20 protein-coding genes and 2 tRNA genes are annotated in these 23075 nt (G+C 46.2%); 19 read left to right on the forward strand and 3 right to left on the reverse strand.

The window, feature by feature from the left end:
- The first annotated feature begins 17 nt into the window (after nucleotides 1–17).
- Complete coding sequence (locus ACNAZ4_RS22590) at nucleotides 18–974, forward strand: ribose-phosphate diphosphokinase (protein WP_415818335.1); 957 nt, start codon at nucleotides 18–20, stop codon at nucleotides 972–974.
- Nucleotides 975–1021: 47 nt separating this feature from the next.
- On the opposite strand, the gene ACNAZ4_RS22595 is transcribed toward ACNAZ4_RS22590, so the two are convergent.
- The gene (locus tag ACNAZ4_RS22595) at nucleotides 1022–1231 is read right to left on the reverse strand and encodes a hypothetical protein (protein WP_415818337.1); all 210 of its coding nucleotides are present in this window, start codon (nucleotides 1229–1231) and stop codon (nucleotides 1022–1024) included.
- A gap of 131 nt (nucleotides 1232–1362) precedes the next feature.
- Here ACNAZ4_RS22595 and ACNAZ4_RS22600 point away from each other — a divergent pair, with 131 nt between their 5' ends.
- The 12 genes from ACNAZ4_RS22600 to ACNAZ4_RS22655 all read left to right on the forward strand — a co-directional run bounded on the left by ACNAZ4_RS22600 (nucleotide 1363) and on the right by ACNAZ4_RS22655 (nucleotide 13281).
- A complete protein-coding gene (locus ACNAZ4_RS22600; RefSeq protein WP_415818339.1) occupies nucleotides 1363–1995 on the forward strand; it encodes a 50S ribosomal protein L25/general stress protein Ctc in 633 nt (210 codons plus the stop codon).
- Between the two features lie 135 nt (nucleotides 1996–2130).
- Nucleotides 2131–2691 (forward strand): aminoacyl-tRNA hydrolase, encoded by a 561-nt coding sequence (gene pth, locus ACNAZ4_RS22605; RefSeq protein ID WP_415818341.1) that lies wholly within the window; start codon nucleotides 2131–2133, stop codon nucleotides 2689–2691.
- 152 nt (nucleotides 2692–2843) lie between these two features.
- Nucleotides 2844–3074 (forward strand): anti-sigma-F factor Fin family protein, encoded by a 231-nt coding sequence (locus ACNAZ4_RS22610; protein ID WP_415818343.1) that lies wholly within the window; start codon nucleotides 2844–2846, stop codon nucleotides 3072–3074.
- A 166-nt stretch (nucleotides 3075–3240) separates the two neighbouring features.
- Nucleotides 3241–6777, forward strand: coding sequence for a transcription-repair coupling factor (mfd, locus tag ACNAZ4_RS22615; protein WP_415818345.1), 3537 nt, complete (start codon nucleotides 3241–3243; stop codon nucleotides 6775–6777).
- Between the two features lie 265 nt (nucleotides 6778–7042).
- The gene (gene spoVT, locus ACNAZ4_RS22620; protein ID WP_415818347.1) at nucleotides 7043–7579 is read left to right on the forward strand and encodes a stage V sporulation protein T; all 537 of its coding nucleotides are present in this window, start codon (nucleotides 7043–7045) and stop codon (nucleotides 7577–7579) included.
- A gap of 283 nt (nucleotides 7580–7862) precedes the next feature.
- Nucleotides 7863–9470 (forward strand): putative polysaccharide biosynthesis protein, encoded by a 1608-nt coding sequence (locus ACNAZ4_RS22625; RefSeq protein ID WP_415818349.1) that lies wholly within the window; start codon nucleotides 7863–7865, stop codon nucleotides 9468–9470.
- A gap of 32 nt (nucleotides 9471–9502) precedes the next feature.
- Nucleotides 9503–10966: a bifunctional methyltransferase/pyrophosphohydrolase YabN gene (gene yabN / locus ACNAZ4_RS22630; protein ID WP_415818351.1), complete on the forward strand. Its 1464-nt coding sequence runs from the start codon at nucleotides 9503–9505 to the stop codon at nucleotides 10964–10966.
- Between the two features lie 39 nt (nucleotides 10967–11005).
- Nucleotides 11006–11278, forward strand: coding sequence for an RNA-binding S4 domain-containing protein (locus tag ACNAZ4_RS22635; RefSeq protein WP_214710345.1), 273 nt, complete (start codon nucleotides 11006–11008; stop codon nucleotides 11276–11278).
- 87 nt (nucleotides 11279–11365) lie between these two features.
- On the forward strand, nucleotides 11366–11668 hold the full coding sequence (gene yabP, locus ACNAZ4_RS22640) for a sporulation protein YabP (protein WP_214710346.1): 303 nt from the start codon (nucleotides 11366–11368) through the stop codon (nucleotides 11666–11668).
- Nucleotides 11665–12300 carry a spore cortex biosynthesis protein YabQ gene (gene yabQ / locus ACNAZ4_RS22645; protein ID WP_415818354.1) on the forward strand — a complete coding sequence of 212 codons (636 nt, stop codon included), beginning with the start codon at nucleotides 11665–11667 and terminating at the stop codon, nucleotides 12298–12300. The genes yabP and yabQ overlap by 4 nt, the downstream gene beginning before the upstream one ends.
- A 45-nt stretch (nucleotides 12301–12345) precedes the next feature.
- Entirely contained in the window at nucleotides 12346–12744 is a 399-nt protein-coding gene (locus ACNAZ4_RS22650) for an FtsB family cell division protein (protein ID WP_415818356.1), read from the forward strand.
- Between the two features lie 75 nt (nucleotides 12745–12819).
- On the forward strand, nucleotides 12820–13281 hold the full coding sequence (locus tag ACNAZ4_RS22655) for a S1 domain-containing RNA-binding protein (protein WP_415818358.1): 462 nt from the start codon (nucleotides 12820–12822) through the stop codon (nucleotides 13279–13281).
- Between the two features lie 349 nt (nucleotides 13282–13630).
- Here the strand turns inward: ACNAZ4_RS22655 and ACNAZ4_RS22660 are convergent.
- Both ACNAZ4_RS22660 and ACNAZ4_RS22665 read right to left on the reverse strand, forming a co-directional pair.
- A tRNA-Glu gene (locus ACNAZ4_RS22660) sits at nucleotides 13631–13702 on the reverse strand.
- A 53-nt stretch (nucleotides 13703–13755) separates the two neighbouring features.
- Nucleotides 13756–13829 (reverse strand) — tRNA-Met (locus tag ACNAZ4_RS22665).
- A gap of 459 nt (nucleotides 13830–14288) precedes the next feature.
- On the opposite strand from ACNAZ4_RS22665, the gene spoIIE reads away from it, so the two are divergent.
- From spoIIE to ftsH, 6 genes are all read left to right on the forward strand, one after another.
- The gene (spoIIE, locus tag ACNAZ4_RS22670) at nucleotides 14289–16763 is read left to right on the forward strand and encodes a stage II sporulation protein E (RefSeq protein WP_415818360.1); all 2475 of its coding nucleotides are present in this window, start codon (nucleotides 14289–14291) and stop codon (nucleotides 16761–16763) included.
- Nucleotides 16764–17033: 270 nt separating this feature from the next.
- A complete protein-coding gene (locus ACNAZ4_RS22675; RefSeq protein ID WP_415818362.1) occupies nucleotides 17034–17771 on the forward strand; it encodes a vWA domain-containing protein in 738 nt (245 codons plus the stop codon).
- A complete protein-coding gene (locus ACNAZ4_RS22680) occupies nucleotides 17740–18765 on the forward strand; it encodes a protein kinase domain-containing protein (RefSeq protein ID WP_415818396.1) in 1026 nt (341 codons plus the stop codon). Before ACNAZ4_RS22675 ends, ACNAZ4_RS22680 begins: the two co-directional genes overlap by 32 nt.
- Nucleotides 18766–18940: 175 nt before the next feature.
- Entirely contained in the window at nucleotides 18941–20326 is a 1386-nt protein-coding gene (gene tilS / locus ACNAZ4_RS22685) for a tRNA lysidine(34) synthetase TilS (RefSeq protein ID WP_415818364.1), read from the forward strand.
- A gap of 27 nt (nucleotides 20327–20353) precedes the next feature.
- Nucleotides 20354–20893: a hypoxanthine phosphoribosyltransferase gene (gene hpt / locus ACNAZ4_RS22690; RefSeq protein ID WP_415818398.1), complete on the forward strand. Its 540-nt coding sequence runs from the start codon at nucleotides 20354–20356 to the stop codon at nucleotides 20891–20893.
- A gap of 137 nt (nucleotides 20894–21030) precedes the next feature.
- Nucleotides 21031–23001, forward strand: coding sequence for an ATP-dependent zinc metalloprotease FtsH (gene ftsH, locus ACNAZ4_RS22695; protein WP_415818366.1), 1971 nt, complete (start codon nucleotides 21031–21033; stop codon nucleotides 22999–23001).
- The last annotated feature ends 74 nt before the right edge of the window (nucleotides 23002–23075 follow it).

Below are 23075 nucleotides of genomic sequence, written 5' to 3' on the forward strand. Positions count from 1 at the left end.
AGTCTTGGAGGTCCCCAATGTCAAACCAGTATCTTGATCCAAATTTGAAGGTTTTTTCACTTAACTCAAACGTAGAACTTGCCCAGGAAATCGCGAACGTCATCGGAGTCGAGCTCGGAAAATGTTCTGTATCCCAGTTTAGCGACGGAGAAATACAGATCAATATCGAAGAGAGCATCCGCGGCTGTGATGTATATGTCATCCAGTCAACAAGCTCTCCGGTAAATGAGAACATCATGGAATTGCTGATCATGATTGATGCTTTAAAGCGTGCTTCAGCTAAAACAATCAATATTGTTATGCCTTACTATGGATATGCACGCCAGGACCGCAAAGCCCGCGCTCGTGAACCAATCACAGCCAAGCTTGTAGCGAACCTGCTTGAGACTGCCGGTGCTACCCGCGTGATCACACTTGACCTTCACGCTCCGCAAATTCAGGGCTTCTTCGATATTCCAATCGATCACCTGATGGGTGTGCCGATTCTTGCGGACCATTTCAAGAGCAAGGAATTGAACGGTGACGTTGTCATTGTATCTCCTGACCATGGCGGTGTTACTCGTGCAAGAAAGATGGCTGAAAGACTGAAAGCGCCAATCGCGATCATCGATAAGCGCCGTCCAAAGCCAAACGTGGCTGAAGTCATGAATATCGTTGGTAATATTGAAGGCAAGGTTGCCATCTTGATTGACGATATTATTGATACTGCAGGAACGATTACGTTGGCTGCCAATGCGCTGGTTGAAAATGGTGCACAAGAAGTTTACGCTTGCTGTACGCACCCTGTATTGTCAGGTCCTGCAATTGAGCGTATCGAAAACTCCAAGATTAAAGAACTGGTTGTGACAAACTCAATCGCACTTGCTGAAGAAAAGCGCGTTGAAAAAATCCACCAGCTGTCTGTTGCTCCACTGATCGGGGAAGCGATTATCCGCGTCCATGAAGAGCAATCCGTCAGCACATTGTTTGATTGATTTTATAAAGGGATGACAGGCTTGCCAATCGGCAAGCCTACTCTTGTTTATTCGTGTTTTACAGCAAATGCTGATAAAGATGCTTCCGTTTGTGTCCAGCTGCGGCTAGTTTCGCCTCCTAGAAACACAGAAACTTCAACTCCGCCGGCAGAAGCAAAAAGCGCTTCTTTGTCGGAGTCTCCAGTTTCTGTGTTTCTGGACATTCGGCTATACTTTTCGGTTTCGGTCCTGCCAATGAAGTCAAAGACCGACTTCACTGTCAGGCCCTCCAGCGCTTGTCGGAGTTGAGCAGTCGCCTCCGCTTTTCTAATTATAACGTTTAGACCTTCCTGTTTTGGGGCATTTTTTATATAGACAAGTACTTACGAAATAGGAAGGGGACAAAATCATGGGTGCATTATTGAAAGCAAATGAACGCACAAATGCTCAACGTTCTGCCTTGAGGAAATTAAGACAAGAGGGGAAAATCCCTGCTGTCGTATACGGAAGGAATACAGAGAATCAGTCGATTTCTGTAGACGGTATCGAATTCATCAAAACGATACGCGAAAATGGCAGAAATGGTATTATATCGCTTGATGTCAATGGCAACAAGCAGGATGTCATGCTTACTGATTACCATCAGGACCATGTTAAAAATGAAATTTTGCATGCTGATTTCCTCGCAGTGGACAAGAGTTCCAAGGTCCATACAAGCGTCCGGGTGAACCTGGTTGGCGACGCAGCCGGTGTGAAGGATGGAGGCGTCCTTCAGCAGCCGCTCCATGAGGTTAATATTACGGCGACACCAGGGAATATTCCGCAGTCGATCGATGTGGATATCACGAACCTGCAGGTCGGCGAAAACCTGACGCTGGCTGATGTGAAGACAGGAAAATACGAATTAAACGATGATGAAAGCACAGTAGTCGTTTCGATCCTTCCTCCTAAGGTGGAAGAAGAAATCAACTCCGGTGAAGAACAAGAACCAGGAGCACCTGAAAATGAAGAAGGAAGAGAAACGGAAGCAAGCGAAGAATAAAGATGCACTGGACGTAGCCTGAAAGGGTTACGTCTTTTGCGGTTTTCATGTACATTAGATAAGGATGGTTTTTCTGGTAATCTCTGAGCGAGGGAAAGCCGAAAACCTTAAGCTTTTGGTTAGGGGTGTGGAAAGTTGAAATTATTCGTGGGGCTTGGGAATCCAGGAAGACAATATGACCAGACAAGGCATAATATCGGCTTTGAAGTCATTGATGAATTATCAAAACGTTGGAATATCCCATTGGACCAGGCAAAACATAAAGGGTTATATGGAAAGGGATTTGTGGGCGGAGAAAAGGTCATCCTTCTTAAGCCGTTAACCTATATGAATCTGTCGGGAGAATCAATTAGGGCTGTCATGGATTTTTATGATATGGATGTGGAAGATTTAGTCGTAATCTACGATGACCTGGATATGCCTACTGGCAGAATCCGCTTGCGTCAAAAGGGAAGTGCAGGGGGCCATAATGGAATTAAGTCCACCATCGCCCATACAGGAACACAGGAATTCAAAAGGATCAGGGTGGGCATCAGCCGTCCGACGAACGGAATGGCGATTACGGATTGGGTCCTTGGCCGATTTACCGCGGAAGAAAAGGAACAGATGAATGAAGCTGTGCAGAAATCCGCTGATGCTTGTGAAGCGTGGGTCAAGAAGCCGTTCCTGGAAGTAATGAATACGTTTAACCAGTAAAATTCAATCAGGGAAGCTGGCACAATAAACCATGTCAATCTTCTGATTAGGTAATATAATGTTAAAATAGAATCATACAATAGGCTAAGTGCATAAGTTCCTCACAACGGGTCAATAATAATGAATAATGACTTAATTTGGGAGGGACGGGCATGGCTATACATTATCATTGCCGTCATTGCGGCACCAATATCGGCTCATTGGACAGGTTGTCTGTCCACAGTGAAAGCTTAGGGTTGCACAAGCTGACAGAGGAAGAACGCCAGCAGATGGTTTCATACGCAGGCAATGGCGACATCCATATACAATCGATCTGTGAAGATTGTCAGGAAGCCCTGGAACGCAATCCGGATTTCCACCAGCATGACTACCTGATTCACTGACAAGCTTTGGATTCCACATCCAAAGCATTTTTCTGTTTTCGATATTCGTGTCAGGAAAAGCTTAATGGGCTATGACCAACCAGGCTCGCGGAAAGCGAAGCACCTGGTATGAAAATCAACAGCCTTTTGAATAAAGCCATTTTTAAAAAGAGAGGGAGAGGTTTGGATGCAGGGGCTGAAAGCTCTTTTTAGTCATCAGGATGATGTCCAATCTGTCATTTCCGGAATGGATGCGGGTCTCAGGGAACAGCTCGTCGCAGGCCTGTCCGGATCGGCAAGGACGGTCTTTTTAGCGGCGATTTACGAACAGACGAAGCGCCCCGTCCTGATTGTGACACATAATTTATTGCAAGCTCAAAAGCTATATGATGACCTGGTGAATTTAGTAGGGGAAAATGATGTCTATCTATATCCGGCCAATGAACTGATTGCTGCTGAGATCAGCATTTCCAGTCCGGAGCTTAAAGCGCAGCGGATCGAAGCATTGAACTACTGGAGCAAAAAGAAAACGGGGATTGTGATTGTTCCGATGGCGGGACTGAGAAAGCTGCTGCCGCCGAAGGAGCTTTGGTCCACATTCCAGCTGTCATTCAAGCTTGGCGAAGAAATAGAACTGGAATCCGTATTGAACCGGTTTGTCAGCATGGGCTATGTAAGGGCGGACATGGTATCAGCGCCAGGCGAGTTCAGTGTCCGCGGCGGAATCATTGATATCTATCCGCTTACTTCTGCTGACCCAATCAGGATCGAACTGTTTGACACGGAGGTAGATTCGATCCGGACGTTCTCGCTTGAGGATCAGCGCTCGAAAGAAAAAATGAAAGCCGTGGCAATCGGGCCGGCGACGGAGAATCCGATTGAGCAGGAACAGCTGGAACGGATGGTTTCAGGCATAAAAGAAGGCCTGGCGAAAAGCCTGAAGAAACTCAAGGATGACAAAGCGAAGACATTGATGTCACAAAATATCGGCTATGAGCTGGAGCAGCTTCGCAATGGGCAGAAGCCGGATCAAGTGTTCAAATACTTATCGATTGCGTACGAAAAGCCTCAAAGTTTAATAGATTACTTGCCGTCGAACGGTTTCCTGTTTGTAGATGAAATCAGCAGGGTGCAGGAGATGAATGAGTCACTCAGCAAAGAGGAGGCGGAGTGGTATACGAGTCTCCTGGGCGAAGGGCAGATCATCCATGATTTAAAAATTTCGCACCATCTGCCTGACTTGATGAGTAAAACCCAAAAGCCGATTGTCTATTTATCGTTATTTTTGCGGCATGTGCCAAACACAAGCCCGCAGAATATCATCAATATCTCATGCAAGCCGATGCAGAACTTCCACGGTCAGATGAATGTGCTGAAAGGTGAAGTCGACCGCTGGCGCAAAGGTAACTATGCCGTTATTTTTGTCGGTCCGGATGCCGAAAGGGTCAAGAAGCTCGAGCGTGTCCTCGAAGATTATGAGATTGATGCTGTAAAGGTGGGCAGCAAGCAGGAATTGCTGCCCGGGAAGGTGCAGATCATCCAGGGAAGCCTGAATACCGGCTTTGAATTCCCAATCCAGAAGATTGCCGTGATCACGGAAGAAGAGCTTTTCAACAAGAAAACAAAGAAGCCGGCAAGACGGCAGAAGCTTTCGAATGCAGAGCGGATCAAAAGCTATTCGGAACTGAAGATTGGCGATTATGTCGTCCACGTCAATCATGGTATCGGGAAATATCTTGGCATTGAAACGCTTGTCATCAATGGCATCCATAAGGATTATCTCCATATCCGCTATCAAGGGACGGATAAGCTGTATGTCCCTGTCGAGCAGATTGACCTTGTTCAGAAATATGTCGGCTCAGAAGGGAAAGAGCCAAAGGTCTATAAGCTTGGCGGCAGTGACTGGAAGCGTGTCAAGAGCAAGGTGCAATCTTCGGTCCAGGATATTGCTGATGATTTGATCAAGCTGTATGCAGAGCGTGAAGCGAGTGTCGGCCATGCTTATTCACCTGATGGAGAGATGCAGCGTGATTTCGAATCGTCGTTCCCTTATCAGGAAACAGAGGACCAAATCCGTTCCATCCATGAAATCAAGCTGGATATGGAACGTGAACGTCCGATGGACCGCCTGCTGTGCGGAGATGTTGGCTACGGGAAAACAGAGGTTGCCATCAGGGCAGCGTTCAAAGCCATCGCGGACGGAAAGCAGGTAGCGTTCCTCGTGCCGACGACGATCCTGGCACAGCAGCATTATGAAACGCTCCGTGAGCGGTTCCAGGATTTCCCGATCAATATTGGCCTCATGAGCAGGTTCCGCACACGCAAGCAGCAAACGGAAACAATCAAGGGCTTGAAAGCTGGCAGCGTCGATATTGTCGTTGGGACCCACAGGCTTTTATCAAAAGAAATCATTTATCATGACCTGGGATTGCTGATCATCGACGAAGAGCAGCGGTTCGGGGTTACCCATAAAGAGAAGATCAAGCAGCTGAAGACGAATGTCGACGTCCTGACTTTGACGGCGACGCCAATCCCGAGGACGCTGCATATGTCGATGCTTGGTGTCAGGGATCTATCTGTCATTGAAACACCGCCTGAAAATCGTTTTCCTGTCCAGACCTATGTCATGGAATATAACGGGGGACTCGTCCGTGAAGCGATCGAGCGCGAACTGGCGAGGGACGGACAAGTATACTTCCTCTATAATCGCGTAGAGGACATCGAACGGAAGGCTGAAGAGATTTCCATGCTCGTGCCGGATGCACGCGTGACGTTTGCCCACGGCCGGATGACTGAGAATGAACTTGAATCGGTGATGCTCGGTTTCCTTGAAGGAGAATACGATGTCCTTGTCAGCACGACGATCATCGAAACCGGTGTCGACATCCCGAATGTAAACACCTTGATCGTGTATGATGCTGATAAAATGGGTCTTTCTCAGCTTTACCAGCTGCGGGGAAGGGTTGGACGCTCGAACAGGGTCGCCTATGCCTATTTCACCTACCGGAAAGACAAGATTCTTACTGAGGTCGCGGAAAAACGCCTGCAGGCCATCAAGGAATTCACTGAACTCGGCTCTGGATTTAAAATCGCGATGCGCGACCTATCGATCCGGGGTGCCGGAAATCTGCTCGGTGCCCAGCAGCACGGCTTCATTGATTCTGTCGGTTTTGATCTGTATTCGCAAATGCTCAAGGAAGCGATTGAAGAACGCAAGCCTGAAAAAGAACAGGTGCGCAAGCCTTCGATTGAAATCGACCTGGAGCTCGATGCCTATATCCCGGACAGCTATATTTCTGATGGACATCAAAAAATCGAGATGTATAAGCGTTTCCGGGGGATCGAGACATTGAAGGACATCGATGAGCTGAAAGAAGAAATCACCGACCGGTTTGGGGATTATCCTCAGGAAGTCGAAACCTTATTCAAGGTGGCGGAGCTCAAGGTATATGCCATTACCGCAGGAGTGGAAACCATCAAACAGGCTAAGCAAGATGTGACGATTCTTTTATCAGAAGATGGAAGCACCAGGATTGACGGACAGAAGGTGTTCAAGCTGAGCAGCCAGTACCGGAACGCAGTCGGGCTTGGCATGGAAGGCAACAAGCTGAAGATGGTTGTCCATACAAAGGCATTGAAGGACAATCGTTGGTTCGACATCACTTTCGAGATGGTTAAGGGACTTCACGACTCCCAAAAAGAACAGGAAAATACAGTATCCTAACATGTGGAAATATTTTGTAATACAACTGTAAAACAAGAAGGTGTTTCAAAAAAGATAGACAAGGGTAATTTTTGTGTGTACGCAATAATTGACTGGAAGGTTTATCCGTTTTTGGCACCTTTATCACTTCAAAGAAAATAATGATGAGAAGTGTATAGAACTTTCCATATGAAAGATACTAAGTTCAAATCTTGGTAAGGATGATGAATAAACCCATTATTGTTACCGAAAAAATAATCATCAGATGAAAGTGAGGCAACGTTGGATGAAAGCAACTGGTATTGTTCGTCGAATCGATGATTTAGGTCGTGTCGTTATTCCTAAAGAAATTAGAAGAACCCTTCGTATTCGTGAAGGAGATCCACTTGAGATTTTTGTGGATCGTGATGGTGAAGTTATCCTCAAGAAGTATTCACCAATCAGCGAACTGAGCGATTTTGCGAAGGAGTATGCTGAAGCGCTGTATGACAGCCTTGGCAACCCGGTACTGATCTGCGATCGAGATACTTATATCGCTGTGGCAGGCGGTTCCAAGAAGGACTACTTGAATAAAAACATCGGTGAACATGTCGAAAAGACAATGGAAGACCGTACTTCCTCGCTTGTGAACCAGCAATCTAACTTCGCGCTTGTAGATGGAAATGAAGAGGCTATTTCTTCTTACACAATCGGGCCGATCATCGCTAACGGAGACCCAATCGGGGCTGTCATCATCTTCTCTAAAGAAGGATCCCTGGGAGATGTCGAACAGAAAGCAGTGGAAACAGCTGCAGGCTTCCTTGCAAGACAAATGGAGCAATAATCGAAAGTTTTAACCGTATTATTATCATATCTGAATGGGCAGCTGATAAAGCTGCCTCTTTTCGTTTTCAAGGAAATTATAAAGTTGTTTAGTTTTGAATAACTACCCGTGGTATTCTTTATCCAGCTCCAGCGCCTAGCCCCTCGAGTCGCTTGCGCTTTTTGTTTTGTCCTCGAATATTACGGCAATTTTACATTTGATAAAATGGCTTCACAGCTTGGAGCTGTCATGTTCATGCTATGATATAATACGTTTTGAAACTGAAATTGGAAGGAGATGGGCGATGAAGCCCGTTGCAGATTCAAAGGAATTGATGAAGGGAGCCATGATTCTCACTCTGGCAGCCCTGGTTACAAAAATTTTGAGCGCTGTTTACCGTGTCCCGTTCCAGAATATTGTCGGTGACATTGGTTTTTATATTTATCAGCAGGTATATCCCTTTTTCGGCATTGTCATGGTTTTATCTACATATGGATTTCCAGTGATCATTTCTAAATTATACACAGAGGAGCAGGCCGCCGGGAATCCTGGCAGGGCCGACCGCTTACTGGCCATCTCGCTTGTGTTCCTCGGTATGGTCGGGGTATTGCTTTTCACTTTCTTCTTTTTTTGCGCATCATGGATTTCCGGAAAAATTGGAGACCCTGAATTAAAGCCATTATTCAAAGTCGTATCGTTCCCATTTTTGCTCTTCCCATTCATTTCCGTGTTCCGAGGGTACTTCCAGGGGAAGGGGAATATGGTTCCGACAGCGATTTCCCAGGTTTCAGAACAATTCATCCGTGTTGCGACCATCCTGGTTTTGTCATCATTCCTTGTGCAGCAAGGCTTCTCGCTTTATGCGGCAGGAGCCGGAGCTGTCTCTGGTTCAATCACCGGAGGGCTGGTGTCTGTGCTGCTGCTTGGCTTTTATTTCTTGAAAAATAAAGGTGGAGACCCATTCAGGCATTTTCAGACGAAGGACCTGTTCCGTGACGCAGGCTGGGCCGTAAAAGCCCTCGTCATACAGGGCTTTGCCATCAGCATCAGCGGCATGCTGTTGATCTTGTTCCAGCTTGCGGACTCGTTGAACATGTATATTTCCTTGTTGGACACAGGCCTGACGGCGGAGGAAGCAAAGACTGCCAAAGGTATCTTTGATCGTGGACAGCCGCTCATCCAGCTTGGGACTGTTGTCGCTACCTCGATGTCATTGAGCCTCGTACCGGCGATTTCAGGGGACAAATCAAGTAGTGATCGACAAGAGCGAATCCTCGCGAAAGTCAGGCTCGCACTTCAGACAAGCCTGGTATTTGGCGCGGCTGCTGCGGTAGGCTTATCGGGCATCATGGTCCCGGTGAATATCATGCTGTTTGAGAATGCAAATGGATCGAGTGTGCTGGCGGTTTTAAGCCTGATGATTTTATTTGCCTCAGTCATCCTGACGATCATGAGCATTCTCCAGGGGCTGGATCATCCGCTCTTCCCGGCAGCAGTCGTTCTCGCCGGATTTGGCGTTAAATATATATTGAATCTTATCCTCATCCCACCATACGGTACGATGGGCGCCGCCTCTGCCACATTGATTGCCATGCTAGGTGTCATGATGGTCTTGATCGCAAAATTGCGGCGCGAACTGGGGGGGCCTGTTTTATCGCTTGTATTTATCGGAAAAATACTGCTCTCCTCGGCAGTGATGGCTGTATTTTTGCGATTATTTCTGTTTATAACAGATTTCGGATATGGATATATTGAACCTGACAGACTCGGAGCTATTTTCCAGGCATTAAGCTCAGTGGCGATCGGAGCATTTGTTTATTTTTTCGTACTGATCAAAACGAGGGCTTTGACTGAAGATGAGTTGGCGACGCTGCCATTCGGGAGCCGGATTGTGCAGCTGTTCTCGAGGTAATGCCTTAACTTTTTAGAAGGAGGAAGCAGGAAATGACGAAAAAAATTGTCATCATCGGACTGGGAGCGGGCGACCTTGACCAGCTGCCGTTTGGTGTATATAAAAAATTGCAGCAGGAGAAGAACCTGTTTTTACGGACAAGGGAGCATCCGGTCGTTGCTGTGCTTGAGAAGGAAGGCATGCAGTTTCAATCGTTCGACAGGGTCTATGAGAAGCATGACCAGTTTGCAGAGGTATATGAGGAAATCACTGAATTCTTGCTGGCGGAAGCTGCCAAGGCACCTGTAACGTATGCTGTTCCCGGACATCCTTTGATTGCGGAGCGGACCGTGCAGCTCTTGCTTGAACGAGGTCCGGAACGTGAAACGGAAATCGAAATCGGCGGCGGCCAAAGCTTCCTTGATGCGATGTTCCAGTCACTTGCGATTGATCCGATCGATGGGTTCCAGCTGCTTGACGGCACCGCTCTTGTAAAAGAAGACCTGCTGCTGAAGAGCCATACAATCATCGGTCAGGTGTATGATGCGTTTGTTGCTTCTGACGTCAAGCTGACGCTGATGGAAAAACTGCCGGATGAATACGAGGTCTACATCGTCACAGCAGCAGGAAGCAGTGAGGAAGTGATTAAAAAAGTTCCATTATATGAACTCGACCGTGAGATGGAACTGAGCAATCTGACATCGGTTTATGTTCCTCCGGTTGAAGATGAACAGATTTTATACAAGGATTTTCGGAAGCTACGTGGAATTATATCAGAACTGCGAGGTCCAAACGGCTGCCCTTGGGATAAAAAGCAAACCCACCAGTCTTTAAAGAAATACTTGATTGAAGAATCATACGAGCTGCTCGAAGCGATCGACAATGACGATATTGACCATATGATTGAGGAATTGGGGGATGTTCTGCTGCAGGTCATGCTTCATGCCCAGATTGGAGAGGATGAAGGATATTTCTCGATTGATGATGTCATCGAAGGGCTATCATCAAAAATGGTCCGCAGGCACCCGCATGTTTTTGGCGACAAGACAGCAGAAAATGAAGAGGACGTCCTGCGCAACTGGCAGGAAATCAAGGAGCAGGAAAAAGGCGGAGCCGTAAAATCACTTCTCGAGGGAGCTGGCAAAGGGCTGCCGAACCTGCTGAAGGCTTATGAACTGCAAAAAGAAGCAGCAAAAGTCGGCTTTGACTGGAAGACAGTTGCCCCCATCCTCGATAAGGTGAAGGAAGAAATCGATGAGCTGTCAGCTGAAATTGATGGGAGCGGCCAGTTGGATGACATTCAGCTGGAGTACGGAGATTTGTTGTTTGCACTCGTGAACTTCGCGAGGCATTACGATATTAATCCGGAAGAGGCATTATACAAAACGAACCAGAAATTCATGCGGCGCTTTGCGTACATCGAACAGAAGGCTGCTGAAAAAGGGCGAAAGCTTGAGGATCATTCTCTCGAGGAGTTGGACGCTTACTGGGACGAAGCGAAGACACAAGGTTTGTAAGGTAAATCAAACCAAATTATAAAAAGGGGTTTAATTGCGATGAGGCTGGATAAATTTTTAAAAGTGTCAAGATTGATCAAAAGACGGACATTGGCAAAGGAAGTTTCCGATCAGGGAAGGATTTCAGTCAATGGTGTGCCGGCAAAAGCGAGCACAAATGTAAAAGCGGGAGATGAACTGGCGATCCGTTTCGGACAGAAGGTCGTGTCCGTTAAAATTGAGCGGATCCAGGAGAACTCCCGTAAGGAAGAAGCGGCGGAAATGTATACGATCCTTGGGGAAGAGCGAATCCCGGGAGACGACGAAGAGTAAACCTGGCTTCGTCGGAAGGCTTGTTCTATTCTGGCTTATCCAATCATAAACATGTACAAAAGTGCATTATGATTGTGAGGGGTTAAAATGAGCCAATATTATGAAACGAATCAGACAAAGAGCAACTTGCCGGATCATGACTTAGTGATGAGAGGCAGACGGACATTGGAAATCACCGGTGTAAAGCAGGTTGAAAGCTTTGATAACGAAGAGTTCCTGCTGGAGACGGTCATGGGGTTCTTGGCAATCAAAGGCCAGAATCTGCAAATGAAGAACCTGGATGTCGACAAGGGTATCGTTTCGATCAAGGGGAAAATCTTCGATCTGGTCTATCTCGATGACCAGCATGGGGAGAAAGCTAAAGGATTCTTTAGCAAGTTATTCCGATGACATTGTCGACCCAATTTTTGACGATGCTCGCCATGATTGGGATGGGCAGCCTATTCGGAGCTTCACTTGATACGCATAACCGGTTCCTGAAAAGGGCGAAGCGGAAATCATGGATTGTCTTCATCAACGACATCCTGTTCTGGGTGTTCCAGGGCTTGTCGATTTTTTATGTGTTATTTTCAGTGAATATGGGAGAATTGCGTTTCTATATCTTCCTGGCCTTATTATGCGGCTTCGCAGCCTATCAAAGCATGTTCAAGAAAATGTACCTGAAGCTGCTCGAGCGTGCGATCTCCATTACCATCAGTGTCTATCTATTCTTCGTGAAAGCTGTCAGACTGCTCGTGGTCAGGCCGCTGCAAGTGCTGGCCGCCACAGCTCTATCACTACTGCTCCTGACGGGGAGAGGCCTCTATGCCCTTTTGAAATGGCTTCTTACCGTTTTACTATGGCTGCTGAAAAACATCGTTTGGAAGCCGGTTAAGATGATTCTCCTACTTTTTTGGAAACTTTTGCCGAAAACAGTTAAAAAAAGCGTCGAGAAGTTATATAATAAATTGGCAGGATTTCTAAATATAGTAAAGAATTATTCTACTAAGCCGATAAAATGGATAAAGAAATTTAAAAAATAGACTATATTACACAATCGAAAATAAATGTAAGGAGGACTGCGGGGAATGAGTGCCATCAGGAAAAAGAACATAGCCAGGATTGAAAACCAATATGTACAGCAGCATGAAAAAGCAGGTATAGCGGAAACCAGGAAGCGAAAACTGCTTTTCAGGCGCCTCGCAGTCTTTGCTTTATTCGCATCGATCATTTCGTATTTGATGATCTCCACCTTCATTTCCCAGACTGCAGCCCTGGAAAGGAAGCAGGCGGACAAGGTTCAGCTGGAGCAAAAATTAGCAAAACTCCAGAAAAAGCAGGAAATTTTAGATGAGGAAATCGTCAAATTGAACGATGATGAATACATAGCGAAGCTTGCCCGCAAGGAATACTTCCTATCCGAAAAGAATGAAATCATCTTCAACCTTCCTAAAGAGAAAAAGGACTCCCAAGATTCGCCTTATTGACACTCTTTTTTTATATTCTGTATAATATAGAGTAAGTATGATTTTTTTATATCTTTAAGGAGGCAAAACTTTTTTATGTCAATCGAAGTAGGCAGCAAGCTACAGGGAAAGGTAACAGGCATTACAAATTTTGGGGCGTTCGTGGAACTGCCGGGAGGTTCAACTGGGCTCGTTCACATCAGTGAGGTTGCTGACAATTATGTCAAGGATATCAATGACCACCTCAAAGTAGGCGACCAGGTTGAAGTGAAGGTAATCAATGTTGAGAAAGACGGTAAAATTGGTTTATCAATCAAGAAAGCTGTTGACCGACCAGAACGACCAGAACGACCTGCAAGACCAGAAAGATCTGACCGACCATACTCCCAGCGTCCTCGAGGCGGCGGCGGTGGCAGAGGAAACGACAACCGAAATGCGCGTCCGGAAAATTTCGAGTCAAAAATGGCGAAATTCCTGAAGGACAGTGAAGACCGTTTGTCAACTCTGAAACGCGCTACCGAATCCAAGCGCGGTGGCAGAGGAGCCAGAAGAGGGTAACTTGCTGCTAAGTGAATATATATAATAGCAGGTATCATGCTATACCAAGACAAGTCGATTGCTGGCTTGTCTTTTTGTTTTTTCTTTATAAAGGCTGTTTTCGTAAAGTTTGTTGTTAAAATCTTAAAACTGACTTTAACATGATAATAGCCAGTTTGTATGTCGGTACTAAGTTTGCAAGCTCTTTTCTCAGCATAAGCGCTAATTGTGTGAATAATCTCAGGTGTTTCAATTCTATTTTGTAGACAATAGCAACAAAGTTTGAGAAAAGAGCCTTTACAAAAGTGCTCATCTTACAATAAAAGAACCTCGCTCCTTTAAAAGGAACGAGGTTCTTTGCAGTGTTGTATGACCCCTACGGGATTCGAACCCGTGTTACCGCCGTGAAAGGGCGGTGTCTTAACCGCTTGACCAAGGGGCCGTATATAAAAACTATAACTAGTTTTTATGGTAAGGCGCTTACGCTTTTCTAAGTAGCGGCGGAGGGGATCGAACCCCCGACCTTACGGGTATGAACCGTACGCTCTAGCCAGCTGAGCTACACCGCCATATTGGTATTGTTTTGAGGCACAAGAAATATAATACATAGATATTAAAATAGTGTCAATGGATTTTTTAAAAGAAAGATAAAAAAGGTTGTTTTCGTAAAGATTTGCTAAAACCGATTTTAACGTGATAAGAAGGCTTTTTGTAGTTCGGAATTAAGTGTGTATGCACTTTTCTCTTAATTAGCTATAACCTTGTGAAGAAATATATGTCAAATCCAATTTTGTAGCCAATAGCAAAAAAGTTTGAGAAAAGAGCCTAAAAAAAAGAGGAGGTAATTTTTAGCGGAGTGACAAAATTTCAACATGCGGCAAAAATAATCCGTGGTTTTTCGAGTAATTGCTTTATTACGGGGAAATGCGTCGAACGAAACTTTGATGCTTGTCCTTGTTTTTGACAAACTTCTGGATTGCTCCCTTTTATAATAATCAGCAACGATAAAAAAGTGGGGAGTGTATTTAATGCAAAAGGTAGAAAGGAACATGATGGAACCGATCGGTGAAGTTCATCTCGAGGAATCTCGATTCAGATTGGCAAAAGGCATGTCGAAGCTGCAATCCAAGATCGAAACCCTTTTCCTGAAAAAGGGCTATATATTCTTGATCATTGGATTCTTGCTTGGCCGTGCTTTGATACTGGCACAATTGACCCCTTTTAGCCTTCCATTTTTTGCGGCCGTTTACCTCATCCGTAAAGACCGTGCCCCGATCGCGCTGTTTGGTCTGGTTGCTGGAGCTGCGACCCTGTCATTTACAGACGCGTTTTTCACCTTCAGTTCGGTATTCTTGTTCTTGCTGATATACAGGCTGACGAAAAAGTGGATCAGGAATGAGCTGAAAGTGCTGCCATTCTATATATTTTTCACTATATTAATAGCCAAAATGTTGAAAGCTCTCATTTTGTCAGGAAATATCACGATGTATGAAGGGATGATGACGGGAGTCGAAGCAGGGCTTGGCCTGGTGTTGACCTTCATTTTCCTGCAAAGCATACCGTTGATGACCTCGAACCTGCGCAAGCAATCTTTAAAAACAGAGGAAATTGTCTGTTTGATCATCATGCTTGCTTCCGTGATGACAGGGACAATCGGCTGGACAATTTATGACTTGTCAGTCGAACACGTCATGTCCCGTTACTTGATCCTCATTTTTTCTTTTGTTGCCGGGGCGACGGTGGGTTCTACAGTCGGCGTCGTAACAGGTTTGATTTTCAGTCTTGCGAATGTGTCGAGTTTTTATCATATGAGCCTGCTGGCCTTTTCAGGTCTGCTCGGCGGCTTGCTGAAAGAGGGAAAGAAGCCGGGAGTGGCACTTGGACTGTTCATCTCCACGCTTTTGATTGGCATGTATGGAGAGGGCGGAGGTGCCCTTAGCCAGACGTTGACCGAATCGGCTGCTGCGGTCCTGCTCTTTTTCCTGACGCCTCAATCGCTTACGTCACGGATCGCCAAACATATTCCAGGCACTGCGGAATACTCTGCAGAGCAGCAGCAATATATGAGGAAAATGAGAGATGTGACAGCACAGCGTGTCGTCCAGTTCTCGAATGTATTTGAAGCATTGTCGAAAAGCTTTTCGACTTTGCAGGTACAGGATGACACGATCGAAAGTGATCGCGATATGGATTATTTCTTGAGCAATGTCACAGAGAAGACATGCCAGACCTGTTTTAAGAAAGACCATTGCTGGACAAGGAACTTTAATACAACCTATGACTATATGAGCGAAATTATGCAGGAGATGGATCAAAATTCCGGTGCAGTGCCGCAGAAACTGTCCCGGGATTGGGACAAGCATTGCACGAGGTCGAAGAAAGTACTTGAAATCATGCAGCAGCAGCTGACCTATTACCAGGCCAACCGTAAGCTGAAAAAGCAGGTCCAGGAAAGCAGGCGGCTTGTTGCCGACCAATTGCTGGGTGTATCGGAAGTGATGGGGGATTTCGCCAAGGAAATTCAGCGTGAACGCGAGAACCACTCCAAGCAGGAAGAACTGATCCTTGAGTCTCTTCAGGATTTTGGCATCCATATCGAGCATGTGGAAATCTACAGCCTTGAACAGGGCAATGTGGATATCGATATGACCATTCCATATTGCCAGGGACATGGAGAATGCGAAAAGCTGATCGCGCCGATGCTGTCAGATATCCTCAAGGAAAACATCGTCGTCAATTCGGAGGAATGCTCGACATTCCCGAACGGTTTTTGCCATGTGACATTCCGTTCCGCCAAAGCGTTTGTTGTATCGACTGGAGTAGCCCATGCCGCCAAGGATGGCGACCTTGTTTCCGGGGACAGCTATTCGACCATTGAACTGAGCGGAGGGAAGTATGCGATTGCCATCAGTGATGGAATGGGCAACGGCGAAAGAGCCCATTCAGAGAGCAGGGATACACTGTTATTACTTCAGCAGATCCTGCAATCAGGTATCGAGGAAAAAGTGGCAATCAAATCGGTGAACTCCATTTTATCGTTACGGACAACAGATGAGATTTTCTCAACCCTGGACCTGGCTATGATTGATCTGCAGAATGCATCGACAAGATTCCTGAAGATCGGTTCGACGCCAAGCTTCATCAAGCGCGGCTCCAAGGTAATGAAGGTCCAGGCGAGCAATCTGCCAATGGGGATCCTGCAGGAATTCGAAGTGGATGTCGTCGGCGAGCAGCTGAAGGCCGGTGACCTGCTGATCATGATGAGCGACGGTGTTTTTGAAGGGCCGAAGCATGTCGAGAATTACGATTTATGGATGAAGCGGAAAATCAACGAGCTTCAGACCGATGAACCTCAGGCGATCGCCGATTTGATCATGGAGGAAGTCATCCGTTCCCGCGGAGGATCCATTGAGGATGACATGACCGTCGTTGTCGCAAAAATCGATCATAATATCCCGAAATGGGCGTCGATCCCGGCAGCTAATTATCAAAAAAGAGCTTAACTGCTTAATTTGAGCAATATACGATTCCTTTATGTACAAGGAAGTATAGTTTTCACTTCGAGAAATCTATAGCTCTAGCGCTTGTCTGGGCTGACCAAGGCGCTTCCGCTTTTCTTTGTCTAGCTCCAGCGCTTGTCGGGGCTGACCAAGGCGCTTTCGCTTTTCTTATGTATATTTCCCCTCTACTTCGTCGAAAATGGTAACAAATTTATTATAGGCTTCTTTCTTTTACTAGATTGTAAAAGTAGGGCCTGGAAGTGAGGGGATTTGATGAAAACAGGTACGATCAGGCAAATATTGCTCATTACAGACGGCTGCTCAAATCAGGGTGAAGATCCGATTGCAATGGCTGCACTAGCCAAGGAGCAGGGGATTACGGTGAATGTCATTGGTGTGATGGAACAGGACGTAATAGATGAACAGGGTATGAAAGAAATCGAGGGAATTGCGATGTCCGGCGGCGGCGTCAGCCAGATTGTGTATGCACAGCAGCTTTCGCAGACTGTCCAGATGGTTACAAGGAAGGCAATGACCCAGACACTTCAGGGAGTGGTTAATAAGGAACTTCAGCAAATCCTTGGCGGCGGCAGGACGGTAGATGATCTTCCTCCGGAACAGCGGGGCGAGGTCATGGAAGTCGTGGACGAGCTTGGGGAGACGGTCGAACTCGATGTGTTGATTCTTGTCGATACGAGCGCAAGCATGAAGCATAAGCTGCCGACTGTTAAAGAAGCTTTGCTGGACTTAAGTTTGAGCCTGAATGCACGCTCTGGGGATAATCGCTTTTCAGTGTTTGTATTTCCCGGGAAACGAAATGATGTCGAAAAATTGCTGGATTGGACACCTAAACTCGAATCGCTTACAAGCATATTTGCCAAGCTGACGACTGGCGGAATTACACCGACAGGACCGGCGATTCGTGAAGCACTTTCCTACTTCAATAAAAAACGATCTTTAAGGAGCCTTCTGTCCCGTGATGATGAATCCTTCTTTGAAGAATCTGTGTAAGGTCATTCCCGGAACTATCATTGAAGGGAAATGGCATCACAATCGCTATACAATCATTAAAGAGCTTGGTTTCGGAGCAAATGGAATTGTTTATTTAGCCAGGCATGACAATAAACAGGTCGCATTGAAAATGAGCGACAATGGTATGTCGGTCACTTCAGAGGTCAATGTATTGAAAGCTTTTGCCAAGGTCCAGGGATCTGCCCTCGGGCCTTCTTTGCTGGATGTGGATGATTGGGAACGCCCTGGAAAGAAAGTCAGCTACTATGTCATGGAATTCATAAAAGGCCCGGACTTTCTTGCTTTTCTTGAGCAGAAGGGACCGGACTGGACAGGAGTGATGATCCTACAGCTGCTTGCCGATTTGCAGCTGCTTCATGATAATGGCTGGGTATTTGGCGACTTAAAGCCGGAAAATTTGATTGTGACAGGACCACCGGCGAGGATTCGCTGCATCGATGTCGGCGGAACGACGATGCAGGGCAGGTCCATCAAGGAGTTCACGGAATTCTTTGACCGCGGTTACTGGGGACTTGGAAGCAGAAAGGCCGATCCAGGCTATGATCTGTTTGCTGTAGGCATGATCATGGTCAACACAGCATTTCCGAAAAGGTTTACGAAGAAGTCAGGCGGAATCAGCGAAATCATGGAAAAGGTGAAGCAAAGCCCTGAGTTGAGGAGATACGAAAAGGTCATTTACAATGCGCTGTCTGGGAAGTACCGGTCTGCAAAAGAAATGCGGACAGATTTACTCCAGGTCCATCAGCCCGATTCGCCATCGAGAAACAGGCATCAGCAAAAGCCAGCCGCACAGAAGCAGCCGCAGCCGAGTCCGGCACGAAGCACTGTGAAAAGGGCTTCATCCCCAGCACCCGGACAAACGCGAAAGCGATACAACAAGAACAGGAAGAAATCATCGGCTCTTGAAACCGCCACCATCATCCTGATTATTTCATTGTTATATTTTTTATATATTTATAGCCAGATTACCTGAGTATTTTTGAAACCTTTTACAGGCTAATCCGTAGATAAGGGATTACAGTCCTGATTTTTGATAAAGTAATATGGAAAGTGTTAAGCTGAAAAATAATAATGAACCTATTTAGAAGATTAATGGGTTGCCGGCTTGGGTATAGAGTTAAACCGGCAATGCGGTAAGGAAGAGCATGATGATCGATACGAAGGTGAATGCCTTTCTTGAAAGGCACGGTTTTCAGCTGAATAACAAGTCCATTGCAGTCGGTGTCTCAGGAGGGCCCGATTCGCTTGCCCTGCTTCACTATTTATCTGAGCAGCGGGAAGGAAAATCCCTGAAAATCATTGCTGTCCACGTTGACCATATGTTCCGTGGAGAAGAATCCTATCAGGATGCACTGTTTGTAAAAGATTTTTGCGAAAAACATGACATTTCCTTTGCGATGAAAAGGATCGATGTGCCAGCCTACATAAAGGAGACGGGGTTGAGCTCCCAGCAAGCTGCCCGTGAATGCCGGTACACCTTTTTCGAGGAAGTGATGGAAAAGCATCAACTTGAATACCTCGCCCTGGGACATCACGGGGACGATCAGGTCGAAACGGTATTGATGAGGCTTTCCAGGGGCAGTTCCGGAGCAGCAAGGGCAGGGATCCCTTTTGCGCGGAAAATGGGTCCGTTCAAGGTTTTCAGGCCGTTTTTATGCCTGACCAAAAGGGAACTGGAAGAGTATTGTGCCGAGAATTATCTGGAACCCAGGATCGACCCCAGCAATGAGAAGGCATACTATAGCAGGAATCGATTCAGGAAGACCGTCCTGCCTTTTTTAAAAGAAGAGAACCCGGCAGTACATGAACATTTCCAGCGTTTCAGCGAAGATTTGCAGCAGGATGAAGAGTATCTTCTTGAATTAACAAGGAAAGAATTGAATAAAGTAATGGAGAAAGAGGACAGAGGGGTCACGATCGATATTAGTTCCTTTCGGGAAATGCCAATGCCTTTACAAAGAAGAGGGATTAAACTAATATTAAATTATCTTTACAATGATCGACCTGCTTCTCTTTCCGCTATACATATTGAAAAGATTTTTTCAATAATTCGCAACCCCCATCCGTCAGGAACTCTTGATTTCCCCAGCGGTTTAAGAATCATACGATCGTATGGAAATTGCCATTTCACATTGAATCCGCCAGAAAGGCAAAGCTATTGTTTCGAAATCACAGGACCACAGCAGCTGATCTTGCCAAATGGTGACCTCATTGATGCCCAATTGCTCAATGATGTTCAAGTCAGTGATATTTCCAATCATCGTTTCGTCGTCGACCTTGAGGAATCAGGCACTCCCTTGTATATCCGCACCAGGAAGAATGGTGACCGGATGTCTTTGAAGGGAATGAATGGGTCAAAGAAGCTGAAAGACATCTTCATCGATATGAAAGTCCCTTTGGCAAAAAGGGATGAATGGCCGGTCGTCACAGACCGGGAGAACAGGATTCTTTGGCTTCCGGGCCTGAAAAAATCGAACCATGCAGCAAATGAACAAGGAAACAGGTTATTACTATTAACTTATATAAAGCATTGATATCTTCCAGGGGGCACAATGATCATGATGAAAAATGATATTGAAAACGTATTGTTTACAGAAGAAGAGATTCAGGAAAAAACAAAGCAGCTGGCAGCTCAATTAACTGAAGAATACCAGGACCGTTTTCCGCTGGCAATCGGAGTCCTGAAGGGCGCGATGCCATTCATGGGTGACCTGCTTAAGCGGGTGGACACATACCTTGAAATGGACTTCATGGATGTTTCAAGTTATGGAAATGCAATGGTATCATCCGGTGAAGTCAAAATCCTTAAAGACCTTGATACTTCCGTAGAAGGAAGGGACATTCTGATCATCGAGGATATCATCGACAGCGGCTTGACTCTCAGCTATCTGGTTGAGTTGTTCAGATACCGCAAAGCTAAGTCCATCAAAATTGTCACACTGCTTGATAAACCAACAGGAAGGAAGGCTGACATCAAAGCAGATTATGTCGGATTCATCGTTCCTGACGAGTTCGTTGTGGGATATGGACTTGATTACGCGGAAAAATACCGTAACCTGCCATATATCGGCGTTCTGAAGCCGGAAGTATACACAAAATAAAAAACGGTTACGATTTAGTGAATGGAATTTAACATTTCTTTTAACAACCAAATATTCTGAATGTTAATTTCTTGTATTAGCAATATTTGCTATGATACTATTTAGTATAGTTTGTCTACCGTGGGAGGAGGTAAGGGATGAATCGGATCTTCCGTAATACCATCTTTTATTTATTGATATTTTTAGTCATTATCGGAGTAGTGAGTTTCTTTAATGGCAATAACCAGCCAACTGAACAAATCTCTTACGATAAATTCATGCAGGAACTTGAGGCAGGCAATGTTTCAGGAACTCTGACGCTGCAGCCTGAACGCGGTGTGTATGAAGTAAGGGGCCAGTTGAAGGGCCAGGAAGAAGGCAAGGGCTTCATCACTTATGTTTGGAGCAACCCTGATACATTGAACCGTATCGAACAGACGGCTGCTAGTGCAGATGTCGATATAAAGCCTGCAAAGGAAACAAGCGGATGGGTGACATTCTTTACATCGATCATTCCGTTCATCATCATTTTCATTCTGTTCTTCTTCTTGCTTAACCAGGCTCAGGGCGGCGGCAGCCGTGTCATGAACTTCGGTAAGAGCAAAGCGAAGCTGTATAACGAAGAGAAGAAGAAGGTCCGCTTCAAGGATGTTGCGGGTGCAGATGAAGAAAAGCAAGAGCTTGTCGAGGTCGTTGAGTTCCTCAAGGACCCTCGTAAATTCGCCGAGCTTGGAGCGCGTATACCAAAGGGAATCCTGCTGGTAGGACCTCCAGGTACCGGTAAAACGTTGCTGGCACGTGCTGTAGCCGGGGAAGCGGGAGTACCGTTCTTCTCTATCAGCGGTTCCGACTTCGTTGAAATGTTTGTTGGTGTCGGTGCGTCACGTGTGCGTGATTTATTTGAAACAGCTAAAAAGAATGCTCCATGCATTATCTTCATCGATGAAATCGATGCTGTCGGCCGCCAGCGTGGTGCTGGACTCGGCGGAGGGCACGATGAGCGTGAACAGACGCTCAACCAGTTGCTCGTTGAAATGGATGGATTTGGTGCCAATGAGGGAATCATCATCGTAGCGGCGACGAACCGCCCTGATATCCTTGACCCGGCATTGCTGCGTCCAGGACGTTTCGACCGCCAGATTACAGTTGACCGTCCGGATGTAACGGGCCGTGAAGCTGTACTGAAGGTGCATGCGAGAAATAAACCGCTTGATGAGTCTGTTAACTTAAAGAGTATCGCGGCTCGTACTCCAGGTTTCTCTGGTGCCGACCTTGAAAACCTGCTGAATGAAGCAGCGCTTGTTGCTGCCAGAAGGAATAAGAAGAAGATCGACATGTTGGATTTGGATGAAGCAACAGACCGCGTCATTGCCGGTCCTGCTAAAAAGACACGTGTCATCTCCAAGAAGGAAAGAAATATTGTTGCCTTCCATGAAGCTGGCCATACCGTCATCGGGGTTGTACTTGATGAAGCCGAAATGGTCCACAAGGTAACGATTGTCCCTCGCGGACAGGCCGGCGGATACGCTGTCATGCTTCCTAAGGAAGACCGTTACTTCATGACGAAGCCTGAGCTTCTTGATAAAATCACCGGTCTCCTTGGCGGCCGTGTAGCGGAAGAAGTCGTCTTTGGCGAAGTGAGCACAGGTGCCCACAATGACTTCCAGCGTGCGACAGGCATTGCGAGAAGAATGGTCACTGAATTCGGGATGAGTGATAAGCTCGGACCAATGCAGTTCGGCCAGGCACAGGGCCAGGTATTCCTTGGACGTGACCTGAACAATGAGCAGAACTATTCAGATAAGATTGCATATGAAATTGACGTAGAGATCCAAACCATCATCAAGGAATGTTATGCAAGGGCGAAGGACCTTCTTACAAAGCATCGTGATAAGCTTGATATTATCGCGAATACGCTTCTTGAAGTTGAAACGCTCGATGCAGAACAGATCAAGCATCTGATCGATCATGGACGTCTCCCGGAGCGAAGTGTGAGTCTTGATAATGACGACATGAAAGTGAACATCAACACGAAAAAGGATGAGCTGCCTGCGATCGAAGAGACTGACAAGAAAATCGACTCAGTCATCGAGGATCCAAAGGCCATCGACGAAAATCCAAAAGAATAAAGTCATGAAGCAGGTGTCCTGTCACAGGGCACCTGCTTATTTTTCTGGGGGCAGTACCGTACAGGACGGGCATG

The sequence above is a fragment of the Mesobacillus thioparans genome (assembly GCF_965138835.1).
Classification (GTDB): domain Bacteria; phylum Bacillota; class Bacilli; order Bacillales; family Cytobacillaceae; genus Mesobacillus; species Mesobacillus thioparans.

Bases quoted from the DNA above. Each gene is read 5' to 3' on its own strand.
- yabQ (WP_415818354.1), top strand. From the start codon at position 11,665: ATGACATTGTCGACCCAATTTTTGACGATGCTCGCCATGATTGGGATG.
- yabP (WP_214710346.1), top strand. From the start codon at position 11,366: ATGAGCCAATATTATGAAACGAATCAGACAAAGAGCAACTTGCCGGAT.
- ACNAZ4_RS22625 (WP_415818349.1), top strand. From the start codon at position 7,863: ATGAAGCCCGTTGCAGATTCAAAGGAATTGATGAAGGGAGCCATGATT.
- ACNAZ4_RS22610 (WP_415818343.1), top strand. From the start codon at position 2,844: ATGGCTATACATTATCATTGCCGTCATTGCGGCACCAATATCGGCTCA.
- ACNAZ4_RS22655 (WP_415818358.1), top strand. From the start codon at position 12,820: ATGTCAATCGAAGTAGGCAGCAAGCTACAGGGAAAGGTAACAGGCATT.
- spoIIE (WP_415818360.1), top strand. From the start codon at position 14,289: ATGCAAAAGGTAGAAAGGAACATGATGGAACCGATCGGTGAAGTTCAT.
- ACNAZ4_RS22680 (WP_415818396.1), top strand. From the start codon at position 17,740: ATGATGAATCCTTCTTTGAAGAATCTGTGTAAGGTCATTCCCGGAACT.
- yabN (WP_415818351.1), top strand. From the start codon at position 9,503: ATGACGAAAAAAATTGTCATCATCGGACTGGGAGCGGGCGACCTTGAC.
- ACNAZ4_RS22600 (WP_415818339.1), top strand. From the start codon at position 1,363: ATGGGTGCATTATTGAAAGCAAATGAACGCACAAATGCTCAACGTTCT.
- mfd (WP_415818345.1), top strand. From the start codon at position 3,241: ATGCAGGGGCTGAAAGCTCTTTTTAGTCATCAGGATGATGTCCAATCT.
- ACNAZ4_RS22635 (WP_214710345.1), top strand. From the start codon at position 11,006: ATGAGGCTGGATAAATTTTTAAAAGTGTCAAGATTGATCAAAAGACGG.
- ACNAZ4_RS22590 (WP_415818335.1), top strand. From the start codon at position 18: ATGTCAAACCAGTATCTTGATCCAAATTTGAAGGTTTTTTCACTTAAC.
- hpt (WP_415818398.1), top strand. From the start codon at position 20,354: ATGAAAAATGATATTGAAAACGTATTGTTTACAGAAGAAGAGATTCAG.
- tilS (WP_415818364.1), top strand. From the start codon at position 18,941: ATGATCGATACGAAGGTGAATGCCTTTCTTGAAAGGCACGGTTTTCAG.
- ACNAZ4_RS22650 (WP_415818356.1), top strand. From the start codon at position 12,346: ATGAGTGCCATCAGGAAAAAGAACATAGCCAGGATTGAAAACCAATAT.
- spoVT (WP_415818347.1), top strand. From the start codon at position 7,043: ATGAAAGCAACTGGTATTGTTCGTCGAATCGATGATTTAGGTCGTGTC.
- ACNAZ4_RS22675 (WP_415818362.1), top strand. From the start codon at position 17,034: ATGAAAACAGGTACGATCAGGCAAATATTGCTCATTACAGACGGCTGC.
- ftsH (WP_415818366.1), top strand. From the start codon at position 21,031: ATGAATCGGATCTTCCGTAATACCATCTTTTATTTATTGATATTTTTA.